Origin of the sequence: Paraburkholderia sp. J7, assembly GCF_905220155.1 — a bacterium.
Lineage (GTDB): Bacteria > Pseudomonadota > Gammaproteobacteria > Burkholderiales > Burkholderiaceae > Paraburkholderia.
The window spans coordinates 41,915-60,163 of the sequence record NZ_CAJMYZ010000020.1 but is presented as its reverse complement, the minus strand read 5'-3'; the positions used below and the strand labels follow the sequence as shown (position 1 = coordinate 60,163).

The window sequence follows — 18,249 nt, the reverse complement described above, 5'->3', positions numbered from 1 at the left end:
GCGCGTCACTGCGTCGAGCCGCTGGCTTGCGAAGCGGCCGTGCTGGCGGAAGCATGGGCCGCGCTGGCGCCCATGGTCTCTTCGTACTCGCGCTTGCTTTTCAGCGCATTGAACAGCACGGTGCCGATCACGAACACGACCACCGCCACGATGAACACGGCAACGCCAAAGGTGGGGTTTTTCTTGCGCGGTTCGTTCATCGGTCGTGCCCAGCCTCGAATTGGAATTGGATGACGGCAACGGGCATTCTACGCCGCCATGCCTTGCAGTCGGCTTGCGCCACGAGGCATTGCGCGCCGCGATTAACCGCTACGCCCCACTGCGCACAGGCAGCGCCGTCGAGTACTTGAGCTGCTCCATCGCGAAGCTCGAACTCACATCGAATAGCGGCACGGCGCGAATGAGCTGCTTGTACACGCGGTCGAAATCGTCGATATCGGACACCACGATGCGCAGCAGGTAGTCGGTCTCCCCGCTCATGCGATACGCCTCGACGATCTCGGGAATCTCCTGCACGGCGCGCGTGAAGGTCTGCGCCCACGCCTCGGTGTGCTGGTTGGTGCGCACGGCGACGAACACCGTCGTCCCCACGCCGAGCTTGCGCGGGTCGCACAGGGCGACCTGCGCGCGGATCACGCCCGTTTCCTTCAGGCGCTGAACGCGCTTCCAGCACGGCGTTTGCGAAAGATTGACGCGCTGCGCCAATTCGGCGACCGGCATGGTCGCGTCCTGCTGCAGCAGCTCAACCAGCTTTCTGTCGATGAGATCCATTTCCGCACTCCCCGAAGTGTAGAAATTTATTCTACACGATGGGTAAACGAGGGAAAAATAGGAAAACTCTTTCTAGGCGCGACCGGCTATAAATCTTCCTATAGGAAACGGAGGAAAAACACGCCATGAACGCCCCTGCCGAATTCGCCCTGCTGAGCGCCTTCCACACCGCGGAGCAGCACGCCGCGGCCGTCGCGCGCTTCACCGCCGCGCTCGACGCGGCCTTCGACGCCTGCGCCACGCCCGCCGACCCGTCGCGCTGCGCGCGCTTCGCGCTCGGCATGCGCGCGGCGCTCACGCTTGCGCTCGCCGACCCGGCGCTCGTCACGAGCGCGCAGCGCGAAGGCAGCGCCGACAAGTACCGGCGTCATCTCATCGCAACGGACAGCCGTGGCCGCTACACGGTGGCGGCGCTCGTCTGGCAGCCGGGCCAGGCAAGCCCGATCCACGCGCATCACACCTGGTGCGGCTACGCCGTGCTCGACGGCACGCTGACCGAAACCCTCTACAAGTGGGACGATGTGCGCCAGGGCGCCGACGTGGTTCGCTCGCATCCGCGCGCAAGTGGAGCGGTCTCGTTCGGCGGGCGCGGACGCACCAGCATCCACCGGCTGTCCAACGGCAGCGCTGCACAGGCCGTTTCGCTGCATGTCTACGGCGTCGCGGCCGAGCATATCGCCACGCAGGTCAACGACGTGCTGCCGCTCGCGTGTGAAACCGCGCTCGCGCGTTAAGGCGAGCGCCCCATATCCATCGAGGGCGCCATCGTGCGCGGCTGCGCGCCCTCGTTGACCGGGGACTGCGCCGCATCGCGCCGGGCCGCTTCGAAAATGCGCTGGCGCGATTGTTCCGGGTTCAGCAGTACGAGACCGAGCGCGCCGCTCGCGAGCAGCAGCGCACCCACCACGATAAAGCCGTGCTCGTAGCCGAGCGCCGGATTGCCATGATTGGCCTGCACGATGCCGCCCATCAGCGCCGGCGCGATCAGGCCGGCGAGCGTGCCGATCGAGCTGTTGATGCCGAGCAGCGCGCCGCGTTGCCTGACCGAGACGATATCGCTGATCATCAGCGGTCCGAACGAAAAGACGAGCTGGCTCAGCGCGCCGCCTATCGCGAGGCAGGCCACCTTGAGCGCGGGACTCAGGCCGCTCGATGTCGCGAGGAACAGCACGCCGCCGAGCATGGCGAAGCCGCTCACCATCGCGCCGCGCGCGAAACGCGAACTGACACCCTTGCGAATGAGCCGCTGCGAGACCCACGCGAGCAGCAGCGTCACGGGAATGAACGAGCCGACGATGCCGGAAAAGAGCCACCCCGTCACGATGGGCGCGTAGCCCAGACCCAGCCGCAGATAAACCGGAAACCACGTGAACGCGAGCGAAATGACGGCGTACTCGACGAAGTAAATGAAGAGCACGCCCATGAACGTGCGGTTCAGCAGCAGATGGCGATAGGCGATCGTTTCGCCCGCGCCATCGTGCGCCACGCCCGCTGCATGGCTCGCCACGCCCACCGGGCCGTCGCGCCCGATCACGAGCCACAGCGCCGTCCACACCAGGCCGACGATCCCCAGCGCGAAGAACGCCATGTGCCAGTCGTAGCGCACGATGAGATACGAAAGGATCGGCCCCGCGAGCATGAGGCCCGCGCTCGCGCCCTGCTGCACGATGGTGTTAGGCACATTGCGGTGCGCATTGTCGAACCACTTGTAGCAGGCGTGCTGCGCGAGCGGAAACGCCGGGCCCTCGCCAACACCGAGCAGCACGCGCGAGGCAATCAGCATAGGCAGCGTCACGCTCGCGGTCACGAGCGGAAACTGGACCGCGCTCCACACCACCGCCAGCAGCGCGAGCAGCCATTTGCTCTGCACGCGGTTCGCGACGAACCCGAAGCCGATGCCCGAGAGCGAGAACAGCAGGAAAAAACTGCTGCCGACCAGCCCGAATTCGCGCGGACTGAGATTCAGGTCGCGCATCATCGGTACGGCCGCCAGGCCAAACACCGCTTTGTCGGCGAAATTGATCACCATGAACAGGAACAGCATGGCGACGATCAGCCACGCGCGTATCGATCCGCCTGATGCCTTTGCATTCATTGTCGTCTCCGTGCCATCTTTTTATATGAACACTGTTGCTTCAATCGGCCATCGCCGCTTCTAGCGCCGCAAGCGCCGCGTTTGCATCCGCGATCAGCGTCGACATTTGCGCGGCGACCGTTGTGGGCGCATCGATTGCAAAGACGCTTTGTCCCGCCGCCTCGTAGATCAGATCCGCGCGGTCGTACTCGTGCATCGCGCTGAAGTCGCCGCCCGTGAGCGCCTGCTGCTGCGGCATGGGCAGCGGCGCGGGCGCGTCGCTCGCCTGCCACGCGTCGATCCAGGCGCTGCGCACGACGCGGCACGGCTTGCCGCTGTGCGCGCGCGTGACGAGCGTGTCGTCGCTCCTCGCTTCGATGAGACGTTGCAGCAGCGCGGGCGGCGTGTGGTTCTCTCTCGCGGCGAGCCACAGCGTGCCGAGCCACGCCCCTTGCGCGCCCATTGCGAGCGAGGCCGCCACCTGCGCGCCGGTGCCGATGCCGCCTGCGGCGAGCACGGGCCGCCCCGCCGCCACGGCGACGATTTGCGGCACGAGCGAGAAGGTGCCGATCGGGCCGGTGTGACCGCCCGCGTCCGCGCCCTGCGCGACGAGCGCATCGACACCGAGCGCGAGCGCCTTCTGCGCATGGCGCGGCGAGCCGACGAGCGAGATCGTGTACTTGCCCGCGGCTTTCGCGCGGGAGATCAGTTCGGGCCGGATGCCGATTGCCGTCGCCACGGCGCACGCCTTCGAAGCGAGCACGGCTTCGATCTGCGCGTTGAAAAGCGCCTCGCTGCGCACCTGCGTCGTGAAGAAGCTCGGCCGTGTGGGGGCGTCGAGCCCGAAGCGCTTGCGCAATGCCGCGACGAATTCGATGTGCGCAGGTGGCAGCGCAGCGCGCACGTTACCGATATCGGCATGTTCAGGCACACCGGCGGGCAGCATCAGGTCGATGCCGTACGGCTTGCCTGCGAGTCTTCGCTCGACCTGGGCGATGATCGGCGCAATGTCGTCCGGCATCTCGCGCGCGAGACCGAGCACGCCAAAGCCGCCGGCTTCGGCGAGCGCGACGATCACGTCGGGCGAATGCGAGAAACCGAAGACCGGATAGCGCGCGCCGAGTGCGCGGCAAATGGCAGTGGGACCGAGTCGGACCATAAGGCGTCTCCCGTGGGGCTCGTTGCGCCGCGCTTATTCGGCGCTCTGATGCAGCTGGTGATGGCGCACGTCGTGCAGCGGCGCGCGCAGCGTCTGCTTCGCGATGTTGATCTCGTGGATTTGTGACGTGCCCTCGTAGAGCCGGAACAGGCGCACATCGCGGTAGAGACGCTCGACGGGGTTTTCGGCGATGTAACCCGCGCCACCATAAACCTGCACCGCACGATCGGCCACACGTCCGCACATCTCCGATGCAAACAGCTTGCACATGGAAGCCGCCATCGTCACGTCCTCGCCACGGTCCCGTGCGCGGGCCGTCTGAAGCACGAGTGCGCGCGCCGCGTGAATATCGGTGTTGCTTTGCGCGATGAGTTGCTGCACCAGCTGGAATTCGGCGATCGGCTTGCCGAACTGTTCGCGCGCCTTCGCATGCGCAAGCATCTCATCGAGCAGGCGGATCGCCGGCCCCACGCACAGCCCCGCCAGGTTGATGCGCTGCTTGTTGAGCGCCTTCATTGCGCTCTTGAAGCCGCGCCCGGGCTCGCCGCCAAGCACCGCCGATGCACTCACGCGGCAGTTCTGCAAATGCACTTCGCCCACCGGAGAACCCCGCTGCCCCATCATCCGATAGCCCTCGGAGGTCGTCAGCCCTGGCGTACCGCGTTCGATCAGGAATGCCGATATTCCGCCTGCTCCGGGATCGTCCGGATTCGTGCGTGCGAACACGGTGAACAGATCGGCGATCGGGGCATTCGTGATGTAGCGCTTGCTGCCATCGAGCACGTAGTCGTCGCCGTCGCGGCGCGCCGTGGTGGTGAGCGCGGTGGCGTCGGAGCCCGCGTCGGGCTCGGTCAGCGCGAAACAGCCCGTGATCTCGCCGCTCGCGAGGCGCGGCAGGTAGTGCCGCTTCTGCTCTACGGTGCCGTCCGCGATGAGCGCCTCGGAACCAATGCCGGTATTGCCACCGAAGCGCGCGCGGAAGGTCGGCGCGGCCTGGGAAACCACCATGTTCACGCACGCGAGTTCTTCCGTCGTGAGGCCCGCGCCGCCGTATGCCTCGGGAATGCTATGGCCAAAAAGACCCAGTTCGCGCATGCGCGCGACGAGCGCTTCGGGCAGTACGTCGGTACGGTCTATCTGCGCCTCGAGCGGAATGCACTCTTCCTGCACGAAGCCATAAAGCTGCGTGAGCAGGCGGTTCAGGCGTGCGGCGTCGCGAATCATCGTGTCTCCATCCAGTTTGAGTTGAGTTCGTTAGCGGTTCGGTATCAGGGCGCTCCCGCCGCCGCGCTCGCGTCCGTCACGCCGCACGCTCGCTCGATGCGCAGCGCCGCCTCAAGCAGCAGTGGCGCGACCGTGCGCTCGATCCAGTCGTCGGCGAGACGGCGGTTCACGATCGTGCAATTGAGCGCGATGCGTTCGTCGTCGGGCGGCTGGCGCACCGGCACAGCGATCGCATGGATATCGCGAATCCAGTCGCCGCGGCTCAGCGTGTAGCCGCGCGACGCGAAGGCAGCCTGGTCGGCTTCCCACTGCGGCTGGTCGGCCGCATAGCGTTCGGGGTCGTCGAGGCGCAGGCGGTTCAGCACAGCCTGGCGCTCCTTCGCGCTTTCGGCGATCAGGAGCGCGCGCCCGATCGAGGTGGCCAGGAGCGGCCGCGTGCTGCCGATGTCGGGTTGCGCGCTGTTGTCGCGGCCCGGGCGGCAGCTATCGACATACACCACGCTGAGGCGGTCGCGCATGCCGAGGTTCACGGAGCAGCGCGTTTCGCGCGCGAGCTTTTCCATGTATGGCCGCGCGATCTGCCGAATCTGCATGGCGGCGAGCATCGGATAGCCCAGTGTCAGCACGCCCGCGCCGAGCCGGTAGCGCTGGTACTTTTCGCTGCGGTTCAAGTAACCGAGCAGCGTCAGCGTATAAGTGAGCCGCGAGATGGTGGCCTTGGGCAGCCCTGTGCGGTCGGCCAGTTCGCGGTTGCCAAGCATCGGCTCGGCCGGCGTGAACGCGCGCAGCACCTGCAGGCCGCGCGCGAGGTTGATCGCGAACTGGCGATCGGTCGATTCGGCGTCGGGCGGCGCGGGCAAAAGCGGCTCACCAGCGTGTGGCATGTGCGCGCCGCCCTCGCCACGCACGTGAGCGGCGTCGGGCCGGCTCGCGCGGCGCCGCGCGCTGCTGGGGGGCGCGGCGCGGCTTTCGGTGACGGATGACGTGGGCGATTGCATCGGCGGAGTCTGGCGGCGAGACGGTTTGGAATGTGACGAACTCATGGTCGATAAACGCCTTCCGGGGGTCAAGAAATTCAGCATAGTGTTTCGCTCTGCGGTACGCCAGTTGAACGGAACCGGCGCTCTCGCCTAGTGTTGCGGGCAGACCATTCCCACTCGGCACGAGGAGACACGATGCTCGCGAACAGCACTCTCGCCACCGCCACTGGCGCACCGGAAGGCACGCCACAAGGCCAACAGGGCCCCCTCGCCGGCGTGCGCATTCTCGACCTCTCGACAGTCGTGGCCGGTCCGTTCGGCGCCACGCTGTGCGCCGATCTCGGCGCCGATGTCACGAAAATCGAACTGCCCGACGGCAGCGACGCGCTGCGCAAGCTACAGCCCGTCAAGGACGATATTTCGCTCTACTGGAAAGTGACGAACCGCGGCAAGCGCGGCATCACGCTCGATGTGCGCAAGGCCGAGGGGCGCGCGCTGCTGCTGCGGCTCGCGGCACAGGCGGACGTCCTCGTCGAGAACTTCCGCGCGGGCAAACTGGAGGAATGGGGACTCGACTTCGAGACCCTGCACGCAGCCAATCCACGCCTGGTCGTGCTGCGCCTGACCGGCTTCGGACAGACCGGGCCGTACCGTCAACGCGGCGGCTTCGCGCGCATCTTCGAAGCCATGAGCGGCCTCACGCAACTGACCGGCGAAACGAACGGCGCGCCGCTGCACATGAATTTCCCGATGGGCGACACGGTCGCGGGCCTCTTCGCCGCCTTTTCGATTGCCGCGGAGATGGTGCGCATGCGCTCGGACCCGGCGGCGCACGGCGTGGAAATCGATCTCTCGGCCACCGAGGCGCTCTTTCGCATGCTGGAGCCGCTCGCCGTGGAGCGCGAACAGCTTGGCCTCGTGCGCGGCCACCATGGCAACCGCGCGACCTATACCGCGCCCTCAAACATGTATCGCAGCGCCGACGGTGTGAGGTTCTCGCTCGTGGCGTCGTCGCAACCGATCTTCCGGCGGCTGTGCGCGGCGCTAGAGCTTCACGACGTGCCCGACGATGCGCGTTTCGTCGACAACGTGAACCGCGTTGCGCATGCGGCAGAACTCGACGCGCGTCTCGAGAAGGCATTCGCGGCACGTCCCTTCGCATTGCTAACCAACCGTCTGAGCGAAGCAGGCGTGCCGCACACGAAGATCTACACCATCGACGACATTGCCGCGGACCCGCATTTCATTGCGCGCGAGACGATCATCCGCCTGCCTGACGCGGATCTCGGTTCGGTGCCGGCGCCGTGCGTGGTGCCGCGCGTGAAGGGCCGGCCTGCCGGTGTGCCGCGCAGCGGCCCGGCGCTCGGCGAGCACAACGAGGCGGTCTATGGCGCATTGGGGCTGAGCGCCGAAGCGCTCGCGCAACTGCGGCGCGCCAAGGTGATTTGAGTTGGCCCGAGCGGCGCTGAAGCTCAGCCGCGGCCGCCGGCCGTGGGAATCTGCGGCGGCGCGCCCTCGGGGCCCGCGGTCGGCGGCGGCGCGGGCCGCGGCTCGTGCGAGGCGTCGCGCGCCGCGCCGCCAACCGCGCGTGCGCCAGGCGCATGCGGATGATCGTGCGCCGCGTCGTGCGGCTCAACACGCGGCTCCTCGACATCGCCGCTGCGGGAGGACATGTGCACCTGCATCTGCGGCACCGGCATCTCGATGCCCGCTTCGTCCATGTGGCGCTTCAGACGCGCATTGAACGCACGCGCCACGCTCCACTGTTGCAACGGCCGCGTCTTGATCTGGCCTTTCACGACCATCCAGTTCGGGTCGAAGCGGTCGAGGCCCCACACCTCCACGGGCCCGAGAATCTCGCGGCGATAGCGGAAGTCGGCCACGAGTTCGGCGCCGGTCTCGCGAATCATGCGGGTGACCGTATCGAGATCGACCGAGAACGGCACGCGCACTTCGAATACCGCAAACGCGAAATCGCGCGAGAGGTTCTTCACGATCTTGATTTGCGAGAACGGAATGGCGTGGATCGCGCCCTGCCCGTCGCGCAGCCGCACGGTGCGGATCGACAGATGCTCGACCGTGCCCGCATGGCCGTTGTCGATGTCGATCCAGTCGCCCACCGAGATCGTCTCCTCGATGATGATGAAGAGCCCTGTGATGAGATCGGCCACGAGCGACTGCGCGCCAAAGCCGATGGCAAGCCCGATCACACCCGCACCGGCGAGCAGCGGCGTCACGTTGATGCCGAGATTCGCCGCGGTAACGATGCCGGTGATGGTGAGAATCGTCACGAGCACGGCGTTGCGCACGAGCGGCAGCATGGTGCGCGCGCGCGTGCTGGGCGCGCGGCCCTTGGTGCGCGGGCCGGTCGGGTTGAGCGCTTCGAGAATCGCGGTATCGACCGTGATCCAGACGAGCCACGAGAGAAACACCGTCGACACGATCGCGAAAATGGCATGCGCGATGCCGCGCGCGGCCACGCTCGCCTCGATGATGGCGGCAAGCGAGATGTCCCAGAGCCGCGCGCACGACTCGAAATACGCGAACCAGATGAACACGACGAGCAGCGTGCCGGCGAAGCGCAGCAGGCGGCGCAGATACGGCGAGCGCCGCCGCACGCGCGCCGGGTTCGGGCGCGTAATGCGCAGCACGACGGCCGAGAGGAAGAAGGCGAGCACGAGCAGGAGCGCGGAGACTACGGAGATCTGCAGCACGTCGTCGCGGCTGCCGATGCCGCCGAAGGTGGCGACGATCGAAGCGCCCGCGAGCAGCAGCATCGGCAGTTGCCAGAGCGAAGCGAGCACGTCCAGGACTTCGGTAAGCGCCTTGTGTCCGTGGCGCAGCGTATAGCTGCGGTTGCGGATCAGATGCGCGACCGGGCGCCGGAAAGCGATAGCGAATACGACCGTCAGCGCCGCGGCCACCATGTTCGCCGCGGTGCTCACGAGCGCGGCCAGGTTCACGCCCAGTTGGCGCGCGACCTCGAAATTGGTCGCGGCGTCGCCGAGTGCGGCCAGCACGCCGATTGCGAAGAGCAGCCGCCGCGAGCGCGCAATCAGAACGCGCACGGCCGCGCGCCGGTGCCCCGAGCCAAACAGCGAAAACATGATCAGGCAGATCGACGAGAACACCGCGCCCGCGACGATCGCGTAGGCGATCACGAGGGCGAGCGTGCGCCCGAGCGCGTCCGGCATCGAGCGCTCGACCACGAGCGCGCCGACGAACGCCACGATCCACGGCGCCGCGCGATGCACGACGAAAATCAGCAGATCGATCGTGCGCGGATCGGGCCGCAGGCCGGTTTCCACATCGAAGCGCCTAAGCAGGCGCCGCTCGATCCAGCGCAGCACGGCCGCGCAAGCGCCCCATCCGGCCAGCATGGCGAACAGATCGAACACGACGCGGCCAAGGCTTTGCCCCGCTCCGCCCGAAGCGATGTCATACAGCTCGATGCCGGCTGCCCTGAAGCGCCCTGCCCAGTAGTGAAACGGACTGCGGCCGCGGCGCGCGTCCGCCTCCACCGAGGCCAGACCCGAGGCGATCGCGCCCAGCAGCCCCGAGGTCGCCGCCGCGCCCGAAGCGGGCGCGGGCGCCACGTTTTCCGACGCGCTGCGTAGTTTCTTGAGCTGGTTGAGGAGCGCGGTGCGCTGGCGCTCGTTGTCGAGCGTGGCGATGACGCTGTCGAGCGAGCGCGTGAACTCGGCCTGGCTTGCCGGCGAAGGCGCCGAAGCCGCTTCGGCTGCCGACGCGCCCGAGGCCGCGGCCGGCGCGCCGGTGATGATGCTCTTGAGCACGGGCAGCACAGGCGCCGCAGCCGCCTGGGCGGCGGCCCGCATCGGCATAGCCAGGCACGCCGCGAGGCACGCGAGGAGCATCAGCGCGCGAAGGCAACCGCGCACGGATGGGCGCGTCGACGCGGCGCGCGAAAGTAGTGCACGATCCGCCGCACCGAAGCGCACGCGCGACGGCCCGGCGCCCGCGCCATCGCGTCCGATGCAGGGATTCATGGCGGAGGGTCAAAAACAGGACGTTCCAGTTTAGCCGCACTCCGCCTGACCGCGCCTCGCGCGTGCGTAACAGTTTGTCAGCGAGTTTGCCGGCGCGAAGGTCGCGCCGCTTCGCGCCTCAGTAGGCCACCGTTGCGATCTGACGAATGAAGCGGCCCTGCTCCAGCTCGTCGACGAAGGCGATTGCGTAATCCTCAGCCGAGATCCGGCTTTCACCCTTCGCATCGGCGATCAGCGTGCCGGCGCCCGTGCGGAACGTGCCCGTGCGCTCGCCGGGGGCGATGATGGCGGCCGGCGCGAAGAACGTCCAGTCGATGTCGCTCACCGTGCGGTAGTAGTCGAACGCCTCGCGGTGGGCGAGCGCGATCGCCTTGTAGGCGTCCGGGAAGCCTTCGGTATCGACAAGCTGCTTGCCCGGCGCCACTTCCAGCGAGCCGGCGCCGCCCACCACCACGAGACGCTTGAGGCCCGCCGCGCGCACGCCGTCGACGAGAGCCCGGCTCGCGAGCAGCAGATCGCCGAGCTGCTCTTTGGGCGGCGCGTAGGCGCTTGCGACCACGTCATGGCCGCGCACGGCCGCGGCGACGCTCGCCGCGTCGAGCAGATCGGCCTTCGCAGCGTGAACGTTCGGCGCGGCTGCCACACGCTCGGGCTGGCGCACCAGCGCGCTCACCTGGTGGCCGCGGCGCGCCGCTTCGGCGGCGATGCGCGAACCGACCATGCCCGTTGCGCCAAAGAGGGCGATTTTCAGCGTCTTGCTCATGAACTGACTCCTGTTTTCCGTATTTATGTAACTAACAAAGTTACATTTAAGGGGTGAAAAAACGGGGCAATGCCCCGCTGGTGAATCTGGCAGCGCGCCACGCGCTAAAGCCCGCTCATGCCCGCCGTGCCCGCGCGCGTTCGAGCTTGCGCTCGCTGCGCGTCATATCGTCGACGACGTCCGCCAGCGTGCGGGTGGCGAGCGACGCCTCCATGGCCCGTTGTGCGTCGTCGATCACGCCGCGCAACGTCTGCTGAATATGGCGCCCGACAAGGCAAGCCGGGTTCGGCTCCTCGCGGTGCATGGCGAACAACTGCGCGTCGTCGACCGCATGGTAGACGTCGAGCAGCGTGATCGCCTGCGGCTCGCGTGCGAGCAGCGCGCCACCGCCCGCGCCCAGTTGCGACGCCGTGAGGCCCGCGCTGGCAAGCATCGACAGGAGCCTGCGAATGAGCGCGGGATTCGTGTTCACGCTGCCCGCAATGATTTCCGACGACAACGGCACGCCCTCTTGCTGCGCAAGCAGCGCGAGCACATGCACGGCGAAGGCGAAACGGCTACTCGTATTCACGGCGAACCTGCCACTGCTGAGCGGCGCGCGAACGCATCTAAGCCCGGTAGCGGACCACGCGCACCAAAAAGTGTAACCATCATAATTACATTAATCCGTAGCGTCAACCGGACAGCCGCAGCGTGCAGGGCTGCGGCCTTACTTCGCGGCATCCGATGCCTGCCCCGGCGCCGATGCGGCCTCGGCGGCGTTGCTCGCCCAGCGTTGCAACGAGTGCCCCGCATTCGTCAAGCCGGTGCCGGTGGTCGCGGCGGCCTGCCCGAGCAAGGCTTGCGCCGTGCTAGCCGCGCCGCGCAACTGGCCCTGCGCCGCGGAAGCCAGCTCGGCCGTGGATGCGCTCGCCTGCTGACCTTGCGACGCCGCCGAGTCGAGCTTCTGCTGCGCCGCACCGAGTTGCTGGTTCACGTAGCTCGCAGCCTTGCCGAGCGCTTGCGCCGCCTGCTGCGCAGCCTGGTTCGCGGCGTCCTGCGCGGCCTGCTTCGCGGCGTCGGCGGACTGCTTGCTCAGATCGGGCGTGGAAGCGTCCTGCTTGTTACAGCCCGCGGCGAGCGCCGCGCACACGAGCAGGGAGGCAAGCGTCAGCCTTTGCGTCGAAACCTTCGAAAACATGGTCATCCTGAAAAATTCGCCGCATGAAGCGGCTTGCATAGATGAAAACGCGGCAATGATACGCCGTCGCGCCACACCGATTCTGACGAAATCAACGAAAAACCTGCGCGCTCGAAAACAGGCCGCGACACCGCGCTCGCGTCGGCGCTCAACACCGTCGAGCGCGCCTCGCGCGCGAGCGCCTCGAGCCGCGCCAGCAACGCCGTCGCGAGCCCGCGGCGCGACCACGCCGGCGCGACGTAGAGCATCTCGACATGATCGAGCGGAAAGAGCTGCCCGAACGCAACAGCCGCTGAGTCACACTGCGCCACCAGCGTTACGCCGCGCGCGAGGCGCGCGTCGAAGTCCGCAAGGTCGTCCGCCGTCGCGGCCCACGCCACGCGCTGCGCCGCGTCGTAGCGCGTGGCCGCAAGCGTGGTCACGGACGCGCGAAACAGCGCGGCGAGCGCGGGCGCGTCGCGGCCCGGCGCGTAGCGCCGCCAGTCGATGGATGGCTGAAGGTGCCGCGCATCGCCATGCTTTGTGAAATCGTCAAACATGATGGAGTAGACTGCCCTCGCGCACGATCTGTTCCACCGTCCACCTCTGGAGACAAACGATGGCCGTCAAGAAGATCCTGTTCCTCACCGGCGATTTTGCCGAAGACTATGAAACGATGGTGCCGTTTCAGGCGCTGCAGGCCGTCGGGCACCGCGTCGACGCCGTGTGCCCAGGCAAGAAGGCCGGCGAGCGCATCAAGACCGCGATCCACGATTTCGAGGGTGACCAGACCTATACCGAAAAGCCGGGGCACCAGTTCGCGCTCAACGCGACCTTCGACGAAATCGACGCCGCCAGCTACGACGCCCTCGCCATCGCTGGGGGGCGTGCACCCGAATACCTGCGCCTCGACCCGAAGGTCATCGAGATGGTGCGTCACTTCGCCCACTCGAACAAGCCGATCGCGGCGATCTGCCATGCGGCCCAGCTGCTCGCCGCGGCCGAGGTGATCCGCGGCAAGCGCATTTCCGCTTACCCGGCCTGCGCGCCCGAGGTGCGGCTCGCGGGCGGCGAGTATGCCGAGATCGCCATCGACAGCGCGGTGACGGACGCCCCCTTTGTCACCGCGCCGGCTTGGCCCGCCCATCCCGAATGGCTGCGCCAGTTCCTCGCGCTCCTCGGTACGCGCATCGAGCCTTGATCGAGCCTTGATCGAGCTTTGACCGAGCGCTGATCCGCTCGCGCGTCGCGCCCGCCTTTCACGAGGCGCGGCGCGCGCCGACCGCCAATTCAGACTGGTCTGATTTCACCGCACCGTGCCGCTGGCCAGAATAACCGCCAGTTATTCTGGAGTACGGAGTGCGTGTCGTGGATCTGACGGACTGGCTAGTGATACTCGCGATCGCCCTGGCGGCGATCCTCTTTTTTTGCAGGCACGGCGGCCGCAAAGGCAGCTTGACCGACCGGGCGCGCCACGTGCACGGCACCCGTCTGCTCCTGCAGGGGGCGTTTGCGCTGTGGGCCGCGCTGCTCATGCTCGACCGCAGCTTCGTCTTGCCGCTCAGCGTGCCGTTCGGCATCGTCGTCAGTCCTCACACGATGCTGGCCGCGGCGCTGGCGCTCGCGGCCGTGGGTTCCCTCTGGTCGTTTCGCGCGAGCCGCCTGCTCAAGCCACGCCGCATCTTCGGCACGTGCTGAGCGCATAGCAAGCGCCTACGGTATCTAAGCGCCTGCGGGCGGTCGCAACGCTGCTCCCGGCGCCGTGCGCAATTCGTTTCGAATGCCACCTTTCGCATTAGCCCCACCCGCGTTATCGCTCGCGCCATAGCCTCCAACGCCACCCAGCGCCCCTTCCGAACGCTCGGCGCGCTCGAGTGCGCTGATGATCTGTTCCGCGTCGCCGGGCAGTGGCGGCGCGACGGCAAGCGCGTCGGGCAGCGTCAGATAAAACGTCGTACCCTCGCCTTCCGTCGACTCCACCCACACGCGCCCGCCATGCCGCTCCACCACGCGGCGCACGAGCGCAAGCCCAATGCCCTCGCCCGGCGCAACATTGCCGTGCATGCGCTGGAACGCCTGAAAGAGCCGCGGCAAGCCCACCTCGGGAATACCGAGTCCGTTGTCGCGCACATAGAAAATCTGCAGTGACTCGACGCCCGGCGGCGCATGCGCGGTGCCGATCTCGACGCGCCCGTCGCGCGCCGGATCGAGATAGTTGAGCGCATTGCCGATCAGGTTTGCGAACACCTGCTCCAGCGCCGTAGGGTCACCCCAGACATCGGGCAGTGTCTGCACGCTCACCTGCGCGCCGCGCGCGCGGATCGAGGCGTGCATCGCATCGACCACGCGCTGCACCAGCTCCTGCACGCTCACGCGCTGCCGGCGGTATTCCACGCGTCCCACGCGGGCGAGCCGCAGCAGCGCGTCGATGATGTGCGACGCGCGCAGCACGGCCGTTTGCAGATAGCGCAACGCCTCGCCGATGTCCTCGTCGATGGTCCGCTCGATGCGCGCGCGTGCCTGCGGTGCGAGCGACGACTTCGCGATGCGCTTGCGCAGGTCGTCGCACGCATGATTGAGTTCGCGCGAGAAGCCCTGCAGGTTCACGAGCGGCGCGCGCAGATCGTGCGACACGCCGTGGATGAACATCTCGTTTTCCTGAGTCTGCTGGCGCAGGTTTTCGTTGATGCGCGCAAGCTGGTCCGCGCGCCGCGCAAGGTCGGCCTGAAAACCGAGGCGCAGCCGCTCGGCTTCGATCAGGCGCTGGCTGATCTGGTGCAACGTGAGGTCGAGCTCGGCGATTTCGTCGCTGCCCGCCGTGAGCGGGGCAAGCGGCTCGTTTGCGGCCAGCCGGTTCGCGTTGTCGGAAAGCGCATCGAGCCGCCCGCGCACCCCGCGCGTAAAGAGCCAGACGGCAAGTGCGACCAGCACGATCGAGCCGAGCACGGCCGTCAACACGAGCGTCTGCTGCTGGGCGCGCGCCGCTTCGGCGGCGGAGACCCGAAACACGTCGAGGCGGCGTTCCTCGGTCTGGAACGAGACGATCTGCGTGCGCACGCGGTCGAGCACGTCGGCAGCCATGAGCGCGCGAAAGCGCTCCGCGAGGTCGGCACGGCGGCCCGAGCGCAGGAGGTCCTGCACGCGGTCCGACCATTGGCGATAGTTCTGCACGGCATGGCGAATCTGCACGGCGCGCTCGACCTGCGTGGGATTATCGGAGACGAGATCGACGAGCCGGTCGATGCGGCGGTCCACCTCCATCCACATCGAAACGGGGGTCGCGTAATTCGTGTCGTTGGCCGCCACGGCGCCGCGCAGCTTGACCGACTCGACCAGCACCGGTTCGAGCACACGCGAAGCCTGCGCCAGCACGGACTGGCTGTGCTGACCCCAGCGCTCCGCGGCGGCGGCGTCGGCCTCGGCCTTCACGATGGCCGACAGCAAGCTCAGCTCGAATACGGCGGGAATCGCGATCAGCAGAAGCCCTTTGGTCGTGAGGCGCATTGCGTGGCGGGTACCGGGCGACCGGACGTGCGAGGGGTGGCAATCCGGCCATTATGTCGGCGTTTGCGCCCTATGTGCGTCCCAAGTGAGTCCCAAGAGCGCCGAAGTTTGCCCGGCCACGAAAACGCCAGATGATTTCGATTTGCCGACAATTTATTGATATGGAAAGGAAAATCGAATGAATCGCCCTATTCTGGCGCGCACTTTCCCCACCTTTGCGCGCAGGCCCTGAGATTGTGCGAAACAAGCGGTATGTGCCCTGAATTCCAGCACCTGGTTCAATGCCCCCGGCGTGCATATTTTTCCCGCATCGGTGCACGGCCGCACCGGCTTGACGCCCGTTGCGACCGCGAATTCACCAGTTTGGCGCTGAAGCTGGCCCGCATCTTGCTGTGTATGCGCCCATTTTGGGCAAACTGGGTACGTCAGATGGACAATCTCAAGACCGGCACCGACACGCTATTTCTGCTGCTAGGCGCCGCCATGGTGCTCGCCATGCACGCAGGGTTCGCGTTTCTCGAACTCGGCACCGTGCGCAAGAAGAATCAGGTCAATGCGCTCGTCAAAATCCTCGTCGATTTCTCGATTTCGACGATCGCCTACTTCTTCATCGGCTATACGCTCGCCTACGGCGTGCAGTTCTTCTCGCACGCCGACGTGCTCGCCGAGCACAACGGCTATGCACTCGTGCGCTTCTTCTTCCTGCTCACCTTCGCGGCGGCGATTCCGGCCATCGTGTCGGGCGGCATAGCGGAGCGCTCGAAGTTCAATCCGCAACTGTTCGCGACCTTCGTGATCGTCGGCTTCATCTACCCGTTTTTCGAGGGCATGGTGTGGAACAACCGCCTCGGTTTCGAAGATGCGATGACGCACGTGTTCGGCGTGCCGTTCCATGACTTCGCGGGCTCCGTGGTCGTCCACGCGTTCGGCGGCTGGATCGCGCTGCCGGCCGTGCTGCTGCTCGGGCCGCGCCACGGCCGCTATACGCGCGACGGCCGCATCGCCGCGCACCCGCCCTCGAACATTCCGTTTCTCGCGCTCGGCGCGTGGGTGCTCGCGGTGGGCTGGTTCGGCTTTAACGTGATGAGCGCGCAGACCATCGACAAGATCAGCGGTCTCGTCGCCGTCAACTCGCTCATGGCGATGGTGGGCGGCACGCTCGCAGCCTGGTTCGCGGGCCGCAACGATCCGGGCTTCACCTACAACGGGCCGCTCGCGGGGCTCGTGGCCGTGTGTGCGGGCTCGGACGTCGTGCATCCGCTCGGCGCGCTCGTGACGGGCGCGGTGGCGGGCGCCCTGTTCGTCTATATGTTCACCTGCGTGCAGAACCGCTGGCGCATCGACGACGTGCTCGGCGTGTGGCCGCTGCACGGCCTGTGCGGCGCGTGGGGCGGCATCGCCGCGGGCATTTTCGGCCAGCGCTGGCTGGGCGGGCTCGGCGGCGTCTCGCTCGGTGCGCAGATCGTCGGCACGATTGCGGGCATCGTGATCGCCTTCCTCGGCGGCCTCGTGGTGTACGGGCTGCTTCGCAAGCTCGTTGGGCTGCGCATCGATCGCGAAGAGGAATTCAACGGCACCGACCTGTCGATCCACAAGATCACGGCCACGCCGGAGCGCGAAACGGTTTCCTGAGCGCTGCGCGACACACCAACCCGACCGCGGGCGGCGCCCTGCCGCCCGCACGCCGTACGCCACACTCAAGCGACCTTCAAAGCTGGCCCATGCCACCGGCGACGATCACTTCGGTGCCGATCATGAAGGCCGATTCGGCGGCGCTCAGATGCAGCACGGTCGAGGCAATCTCCTCCACGGTTGCGAAGCGCTTGAGCGGCACCAGCGCGCGGATCGATTCCTCAGCCGCCGCGAGCGCGGCGGCGTCCATGCCGAACTTGTTGTAGAGCGGCGTCTTCACGGGCCCGGGGCTCACCACGTTCACGCGAATGCCGCGCGGCAGCAGTTCGGCCGAGAGCGTCTTCGCCAACGAGATCAGCGCAGCCTTGCTCGCCGCATACACCGACGACGTGGGCATGCCGATATGCGCGTTGATCGAACCGTTGAGCACGATGGCCGCGCCGTCGTTGAGCACCGGCAAGAGCGCCTGGATCTGGAAGTACGCGCCCTTCACGTTGGTGTCGAAGGTGACATCCCACAGCGCTTCGTCCACTTGCTCGAACGGCGCGAGCTTCGCCACGCCCGCATTGATGAACACCGCGTCGATGCGCAGGCCCGCGTCGCGCACGGCGGCAGCCAGTTCGCGTGCGCCGGTGAGCGAGGCCGCGTCGTTGCGCCAGGCGTGGGCGTTCGGGCCGAGTGCGAGGCGCGCGGCTTCGAGCCCGGCTTCATCGCGGCCGGTGACGATGACGTGCGCGCCTTCGGCGGCATAGGCAAGCGCTGCAGCGAGCCCGATGCCGCTGGTTCCGCCGGTGACGAGGACAGTTTTGTTGGCAAAGCGGTTCATGACGTTCTCCTTGAGAGGGATAGTCCCGATCTGAGACTGTGATGTCATCTTGCCGGCCGGCGCGGCGCCTGCCGTACGACGGTCCTGGCGCAAACGTTCGAAGGCATCGAACGTTTGCACCGGACGTGCGGCCGAACCTGTAGACGGCCG

At 67.1% G+C, this 18,249-nt stretch carries 18 protein-coding genes; 5 read left to right on the top strand and 13 right to left on the bottom strand.

What is annotated here, in order from left to right:
- Window positions 1–5: 5 nt before the first annotated feature.
- Both U5A58_RS28640 and U5A58_RS28635 read right to left on the bottom strand, forming a co-directional pair.
- A complete protein-coding gene (locus tag U5A58_RS28640; protein WP_321963929.1) occupies window positions 6–200 on the bottom strand; it encodes a hypothetical protein in 195 nt (64 codons plus the stop codon).
- Between the two features lie 109 nt (window positions 201–309).
- The gene (locus U5A58_RS28635) at window positions 310–771 is read right to left on the bottom strand and encodes an Lrp/AsnC family transcriptional regulator (RefSeq protein ID WP_133184185.1); all 462 of its coding nucleotides are present in this window, start codon (window positions 769–771) and stop codon (window positions 310–312) included.
- A gap of 125 nt (window positions 772–896) precedes the next feature.
- Here U5A58_RS28635 and U5A58_RS28630 point away from each other — a divergent pair, with 125 nt between their 5' ends.
- Window positions 897–1,505, top strand: coding sequence for a cysteine dioxygenase family protein (locus U5A58_RS28630; protein ID WP_321963928.1), 609 nt, complete (start codon window positions 897–899; stop codon window positions 1,503–1,505).
- Here the strand turns inward: U5A58_RS28630 and U5A58_RS28625 are convergent.
- Genes U5A58_RS28625 through U5A58_RS28610 form a run of 4 tightly spaced genes read right to left on the bottom strand, consistent with a single transcriptional unit; the run spans window position 1,502 to window position 6,112 of the window.
- Entirely contained in the window at window positions 1,502–2,866 is a 1,365-nt protein-coding gene (locus tag U5A58_RS28625; protein WP_321963927.1) for an MFS transporter, read from the bottom strand. The genes U5A58_RS28630 and U5A58_RS28625 overlap by 4 nt on opposite strands.
- 40 nt (window positions 2,867–2,906) lie before the next feature.
- Window positions 2,907–4,004, bottom strand: coding sequence for a nitronate monooxygenase (locus tag U5A58_RS28620; RefSeq protein WP_321963926.1), 1,098 nt, complete (start codon window positions 4,002–4,004; stop codon window positions 2,907–2,909).
- A gap of 33 nt (window positions 4,005–4,037) precedes the next feature.
- A complete protein-coding gene (locus U5A58_RS28615; protein WP_321963925.1) occupies window positions 4,038–5,228 on the bottom strand; it encodes an acyl-CoA dehydrogenase family protein in 1,191 nt (396 codons plus the stop codon).
- A gap of 44 nt (window positions 5,229–5,272) precedes the next feature.
- Window positions 5,273–6,112, bottom strand: coding sequence for an IclR family transcriptional regulator (locus U5A58_RS28610; RefSeq protein ID WP_321964015.1), 840 nt, complete (start codon window positions 6,110–6,112; stop codon window positions 5,273–5,275).
- 291 nt (window positions 6,113–6,403) lie between these two features.
- Between U5A58_RS28610 and U5A58_RS28605 the strand changes: the two genes are divergently transcribed.
- Window positions 6,404–7,657: a CoA transferase gene (locus U5A58_RS28605; protein WP_321963924.1), complete on the top strand. Its 1,254-nt coding sequence runs from the start codon at window positions 6,404–6,406 to the stop codon at window positions 7,655–7,657.
- A 23-nt stretch (window positions 7,658–7,680) separates the two neighbouring features.
- Here the strand turns inward: U5A58_RS28605 and U5A58_RS28600 are convergent, their stop codons facing one another.
- From U5A58_RS28600 to U5A58_RS28580, 5 genes are all read right to left on the bottom strand, one after another.
- Window positions 7,681–10,215, bottom strand: coding sequence for a mechanosensitive ion channel family protein (locus tag U5A58_RS28600; RefSeq protein WP_415774306.1), 2,535 nt, complete (start codon window positions 10,213–10,215; stop codon window positions 7,681–7,683).
- A 118-nt stretch (window positions 10,216–10,333) separates the two neighbouring features.
- Window positions 10,334–10,978: an NAD(P)-dependent oxidoreductase gene (locus tag U5A58_RS28595; RefSeq protein WP_321963923.1), complete on the bottom strand. Its 645-nt coding sequence runs from the start codon at window positions 10,976–10,978 to the stop codon at window positions 10,334–10,336.
- A 115-nt stretch (window positions 10,979–11,093) separates the two neighbouring features.
- Window positions 11,094–11,549, bottom strand: coding sequence for an Rrf2 family transcriptional regulator (locus tag U5A58_RS28590; RefSeq protein WP_321928350.1), 456 nt, complete (start codon window positions 11,547–11,549; stop codon window positions 11,094–11,096).
- Between the two features lie 138 nt (window positions 11,550–11,687).
- Window positions 11,688–12,164, bottom strand: coding sequence for a hypothetical protein (locus tag U5A58_RS28585; protein ID WP_321914204.1), 477 nt, complete (start codon window positions 12,162–12,164; stop codon window positions 11,688–11,690).
- On the bottom strand, window positions 12,161–12,697 hold the full coding sequence (locus tag U5A58_RS28580) for a GNAT family N-acetyltransferase (protein ID WP_321963922.1): 537 nt from the start codon (window positions 12,695–12,697) through the stop codon (window positions 12,161–12,163). The genes U5A58_RS28585 and U5A58_RS28580 overlap by 4 nt, the downstream gene beginning before the upstream one ends.
- A gap of 59 nt (window positions 12,698–12,756) precedes the next feature.
- Between U5A58_RS28580 and U5A58_RS28575 the strand changes: the two genes are divergently transcribed.
- Together U5A58_RS28575 and U5A58_RS28570 are read left to right on the top strand one after the other, a co-directional pair.
- The gene (locus U5A58_RS28575; RefSeq protein ID WP_321914202.1) at window positions 12,757–13,338 is read left to right on the top strand and encodes a DJ-1/PfpI family protein; all 582 of its coding nucleotides are present in this window, start codon (window positions 12,757–12,759) and stop codon (window positions 13,336–13,338) included.
- 167 nt (window positions 13,339–13,505) lie between these two features.
- Window positions 13,506–13,835: a hypothetical protein gene (locus U5A58_RS28570; RefSeq protein ID WP_321963921.1), complete on the top strand. Its 330-nt coding sequence runs from the start codon at window positions 13,506–13,508 to the stop codon at window positions 13,833–13,835.
- A gap of 24 nt (window positions 13,836–13,859) precedes the next feature.
- On the opposite strand, the gene U5A58_RS28565 is transcribed toward U5A58_RS28570, so the two are convergent.
- Entirely contained in the window at window positions 13,860–15,641 is a 1,782-nt protein-coding gene (locus U5A58_RS28565) for a sensor histidine kinase (protein ID WP_321963920.1), read from the bottom strand.
- A gap of 429 nt (window positions 15,642–16,070) precedes the next feature.
- Between U5A58_RS28565 and U5A58_RS28560 the strand changes: the two genes are divergently transcribed.
- Complete coding sequence (locus U5A58_RS28560) at window positions 16,071–17,273, top strand: ammonium transporter (RefSeq protein ID WP_321963919.1); 1,203 nt, start codon at window positions 16,071–16,073, stop codon at window positions 17,271–17,273.
- A gap of 76 nt (window positions 17,274–17,349) precedes the next feature.
- Here U5A58_RS28560 and U5A58_RS28555 read toward each other — a convergent pair whose 3' ends face one another.
- Window positions 17,350–18,099, bottom strand: a complete 750-nt coding sequence (locus U5A58_RS28555; protein ID WP_321963918.1) for an SDR family oxidoreductase — start codon at window positions 18,097–18,099, stop codon at window positions 17,350–17,352.
- Between the last annotated feature and the right edge of the window lie 150 nt (window positions 18,100–18,249).

Excerpts from the sequence above, each read along its gene's own strand:
- U5A58_RS28565 (WP_321963920.1), bottom strand. The coding sequence starts at position 15,641 with ATGCGCCTCACGACCAAAGGGCTTCTGCTGATCGCGATTCCCGCCGTA.
- U5A58_RS28585 (WP_321914204.1), bottom strand. The coding sequence starts at position 12,164 with ATGACCATGTTTTCGAAGGTTTCGACGCAAAGGCTGACGCTTGCCTCC.
- U5A58_RS28580 (WP_321963922.1), bottom strand. The coding sequence starts at position 12,697 with ATGTTTGACGATTTCACAAAGCATGGCGATGCGCGGCACCTTCAGCCA.
- U5A58_RS28630 (WP_321963928.1), top strand. The coding sequence starts at position 897 with ATGAACGCCCCTGCCGAATTCGCCCTGCTGAGCGCCTTCCACACCGCG.
- U5A58_RS28595 (WP_321963923.1), bottom strand. The coding sequence starts at position 10,978 with ATGAGCAAGACGCTGAAAATCGCCCTCTTTGGCGCAACGGGCATGGTC.
- U5A58_RS28560 (WP_321963919.1), top strand. The coding sequence starts at position 16,071 with ATGGACAATCTCAAGACCGGCACCGACACGCTATTTCTGCTGCTAGGC.
- U5A58_RS28625 (WP_321963927.1), bottom strand. The coding sequence starts at position 2,866 with ATGAATGCAAAGGCATCAGGCGGATCGATACGCGCGTGGCTGATCGTC.
- U5A58_RS28610 (WP_321964015.1), bottom strand. The coding sequence starts at position 6,112 with ATGCCACACGCTGGTGAGCCGCTTTTGCCCGCGCCGCCCGACGCCGAA.
- U5A58_RS28605 (WP_321963924.1), top strand. The coding sequence starts at position 6,404 with ATGCTCGCGAACAGCACTCTCGCCACCGCCACTGGCGCACCGGAAGGC.
- U5A58_RS28620 (WP_321963926.1), bottom strand. The coding sequence starts at position 4,004 with ATGGTCCGACTCGGTCCCACTGCCATTTGCCGCGCACTCGGCGCGCGC.
- U5A58_RS28615 (WP_321963925.1), bottom strand. The coding sequence starts at position 5,228 with ATGATTCGCGACGCCGCACGCCTGAACCGCCTGCTCACGCAGCTTTAT.
- U5A58_RS28555 (WP_321963918.1), bottom strand. The coding sequence starts at position 18,099 with ATGAACCGCTTTGCCAACAAAACTGTCCTCGTCACCGGCGGAACCAGC.
- U5A58_RS28640 (WP_321963929.1), bottom strand. The coding sequence starts at position 200 with ATGAACGAACCGCGCAAGAAAAACCCCACCTTTGGCGTTGCCGTGTTC.
- U5A58_RS28600 (WP_415774306.1), bottom strand. The coding sequence starts at position 10,215 with ATGAATCCCTGCATCGGACGCGATGGCGCGGGCGCCGGGCCGTCGCGC.
- U5A58_RS28635 (WP_133184185.1), bottom strand. The coding sequence starts at position 771 with ATGGATCTCATCGACAGAAAGCTGGTTGAGCTGCTGCAGCAGGACGCG.
- U5A58_RS28575 (WP_321914202.1), top strand. The coding sequence starts at position 12,757 with ATGGCCGTCAAGAAGATCCTGTTCCTCACCGGCGATTTTGCCGAAGAC.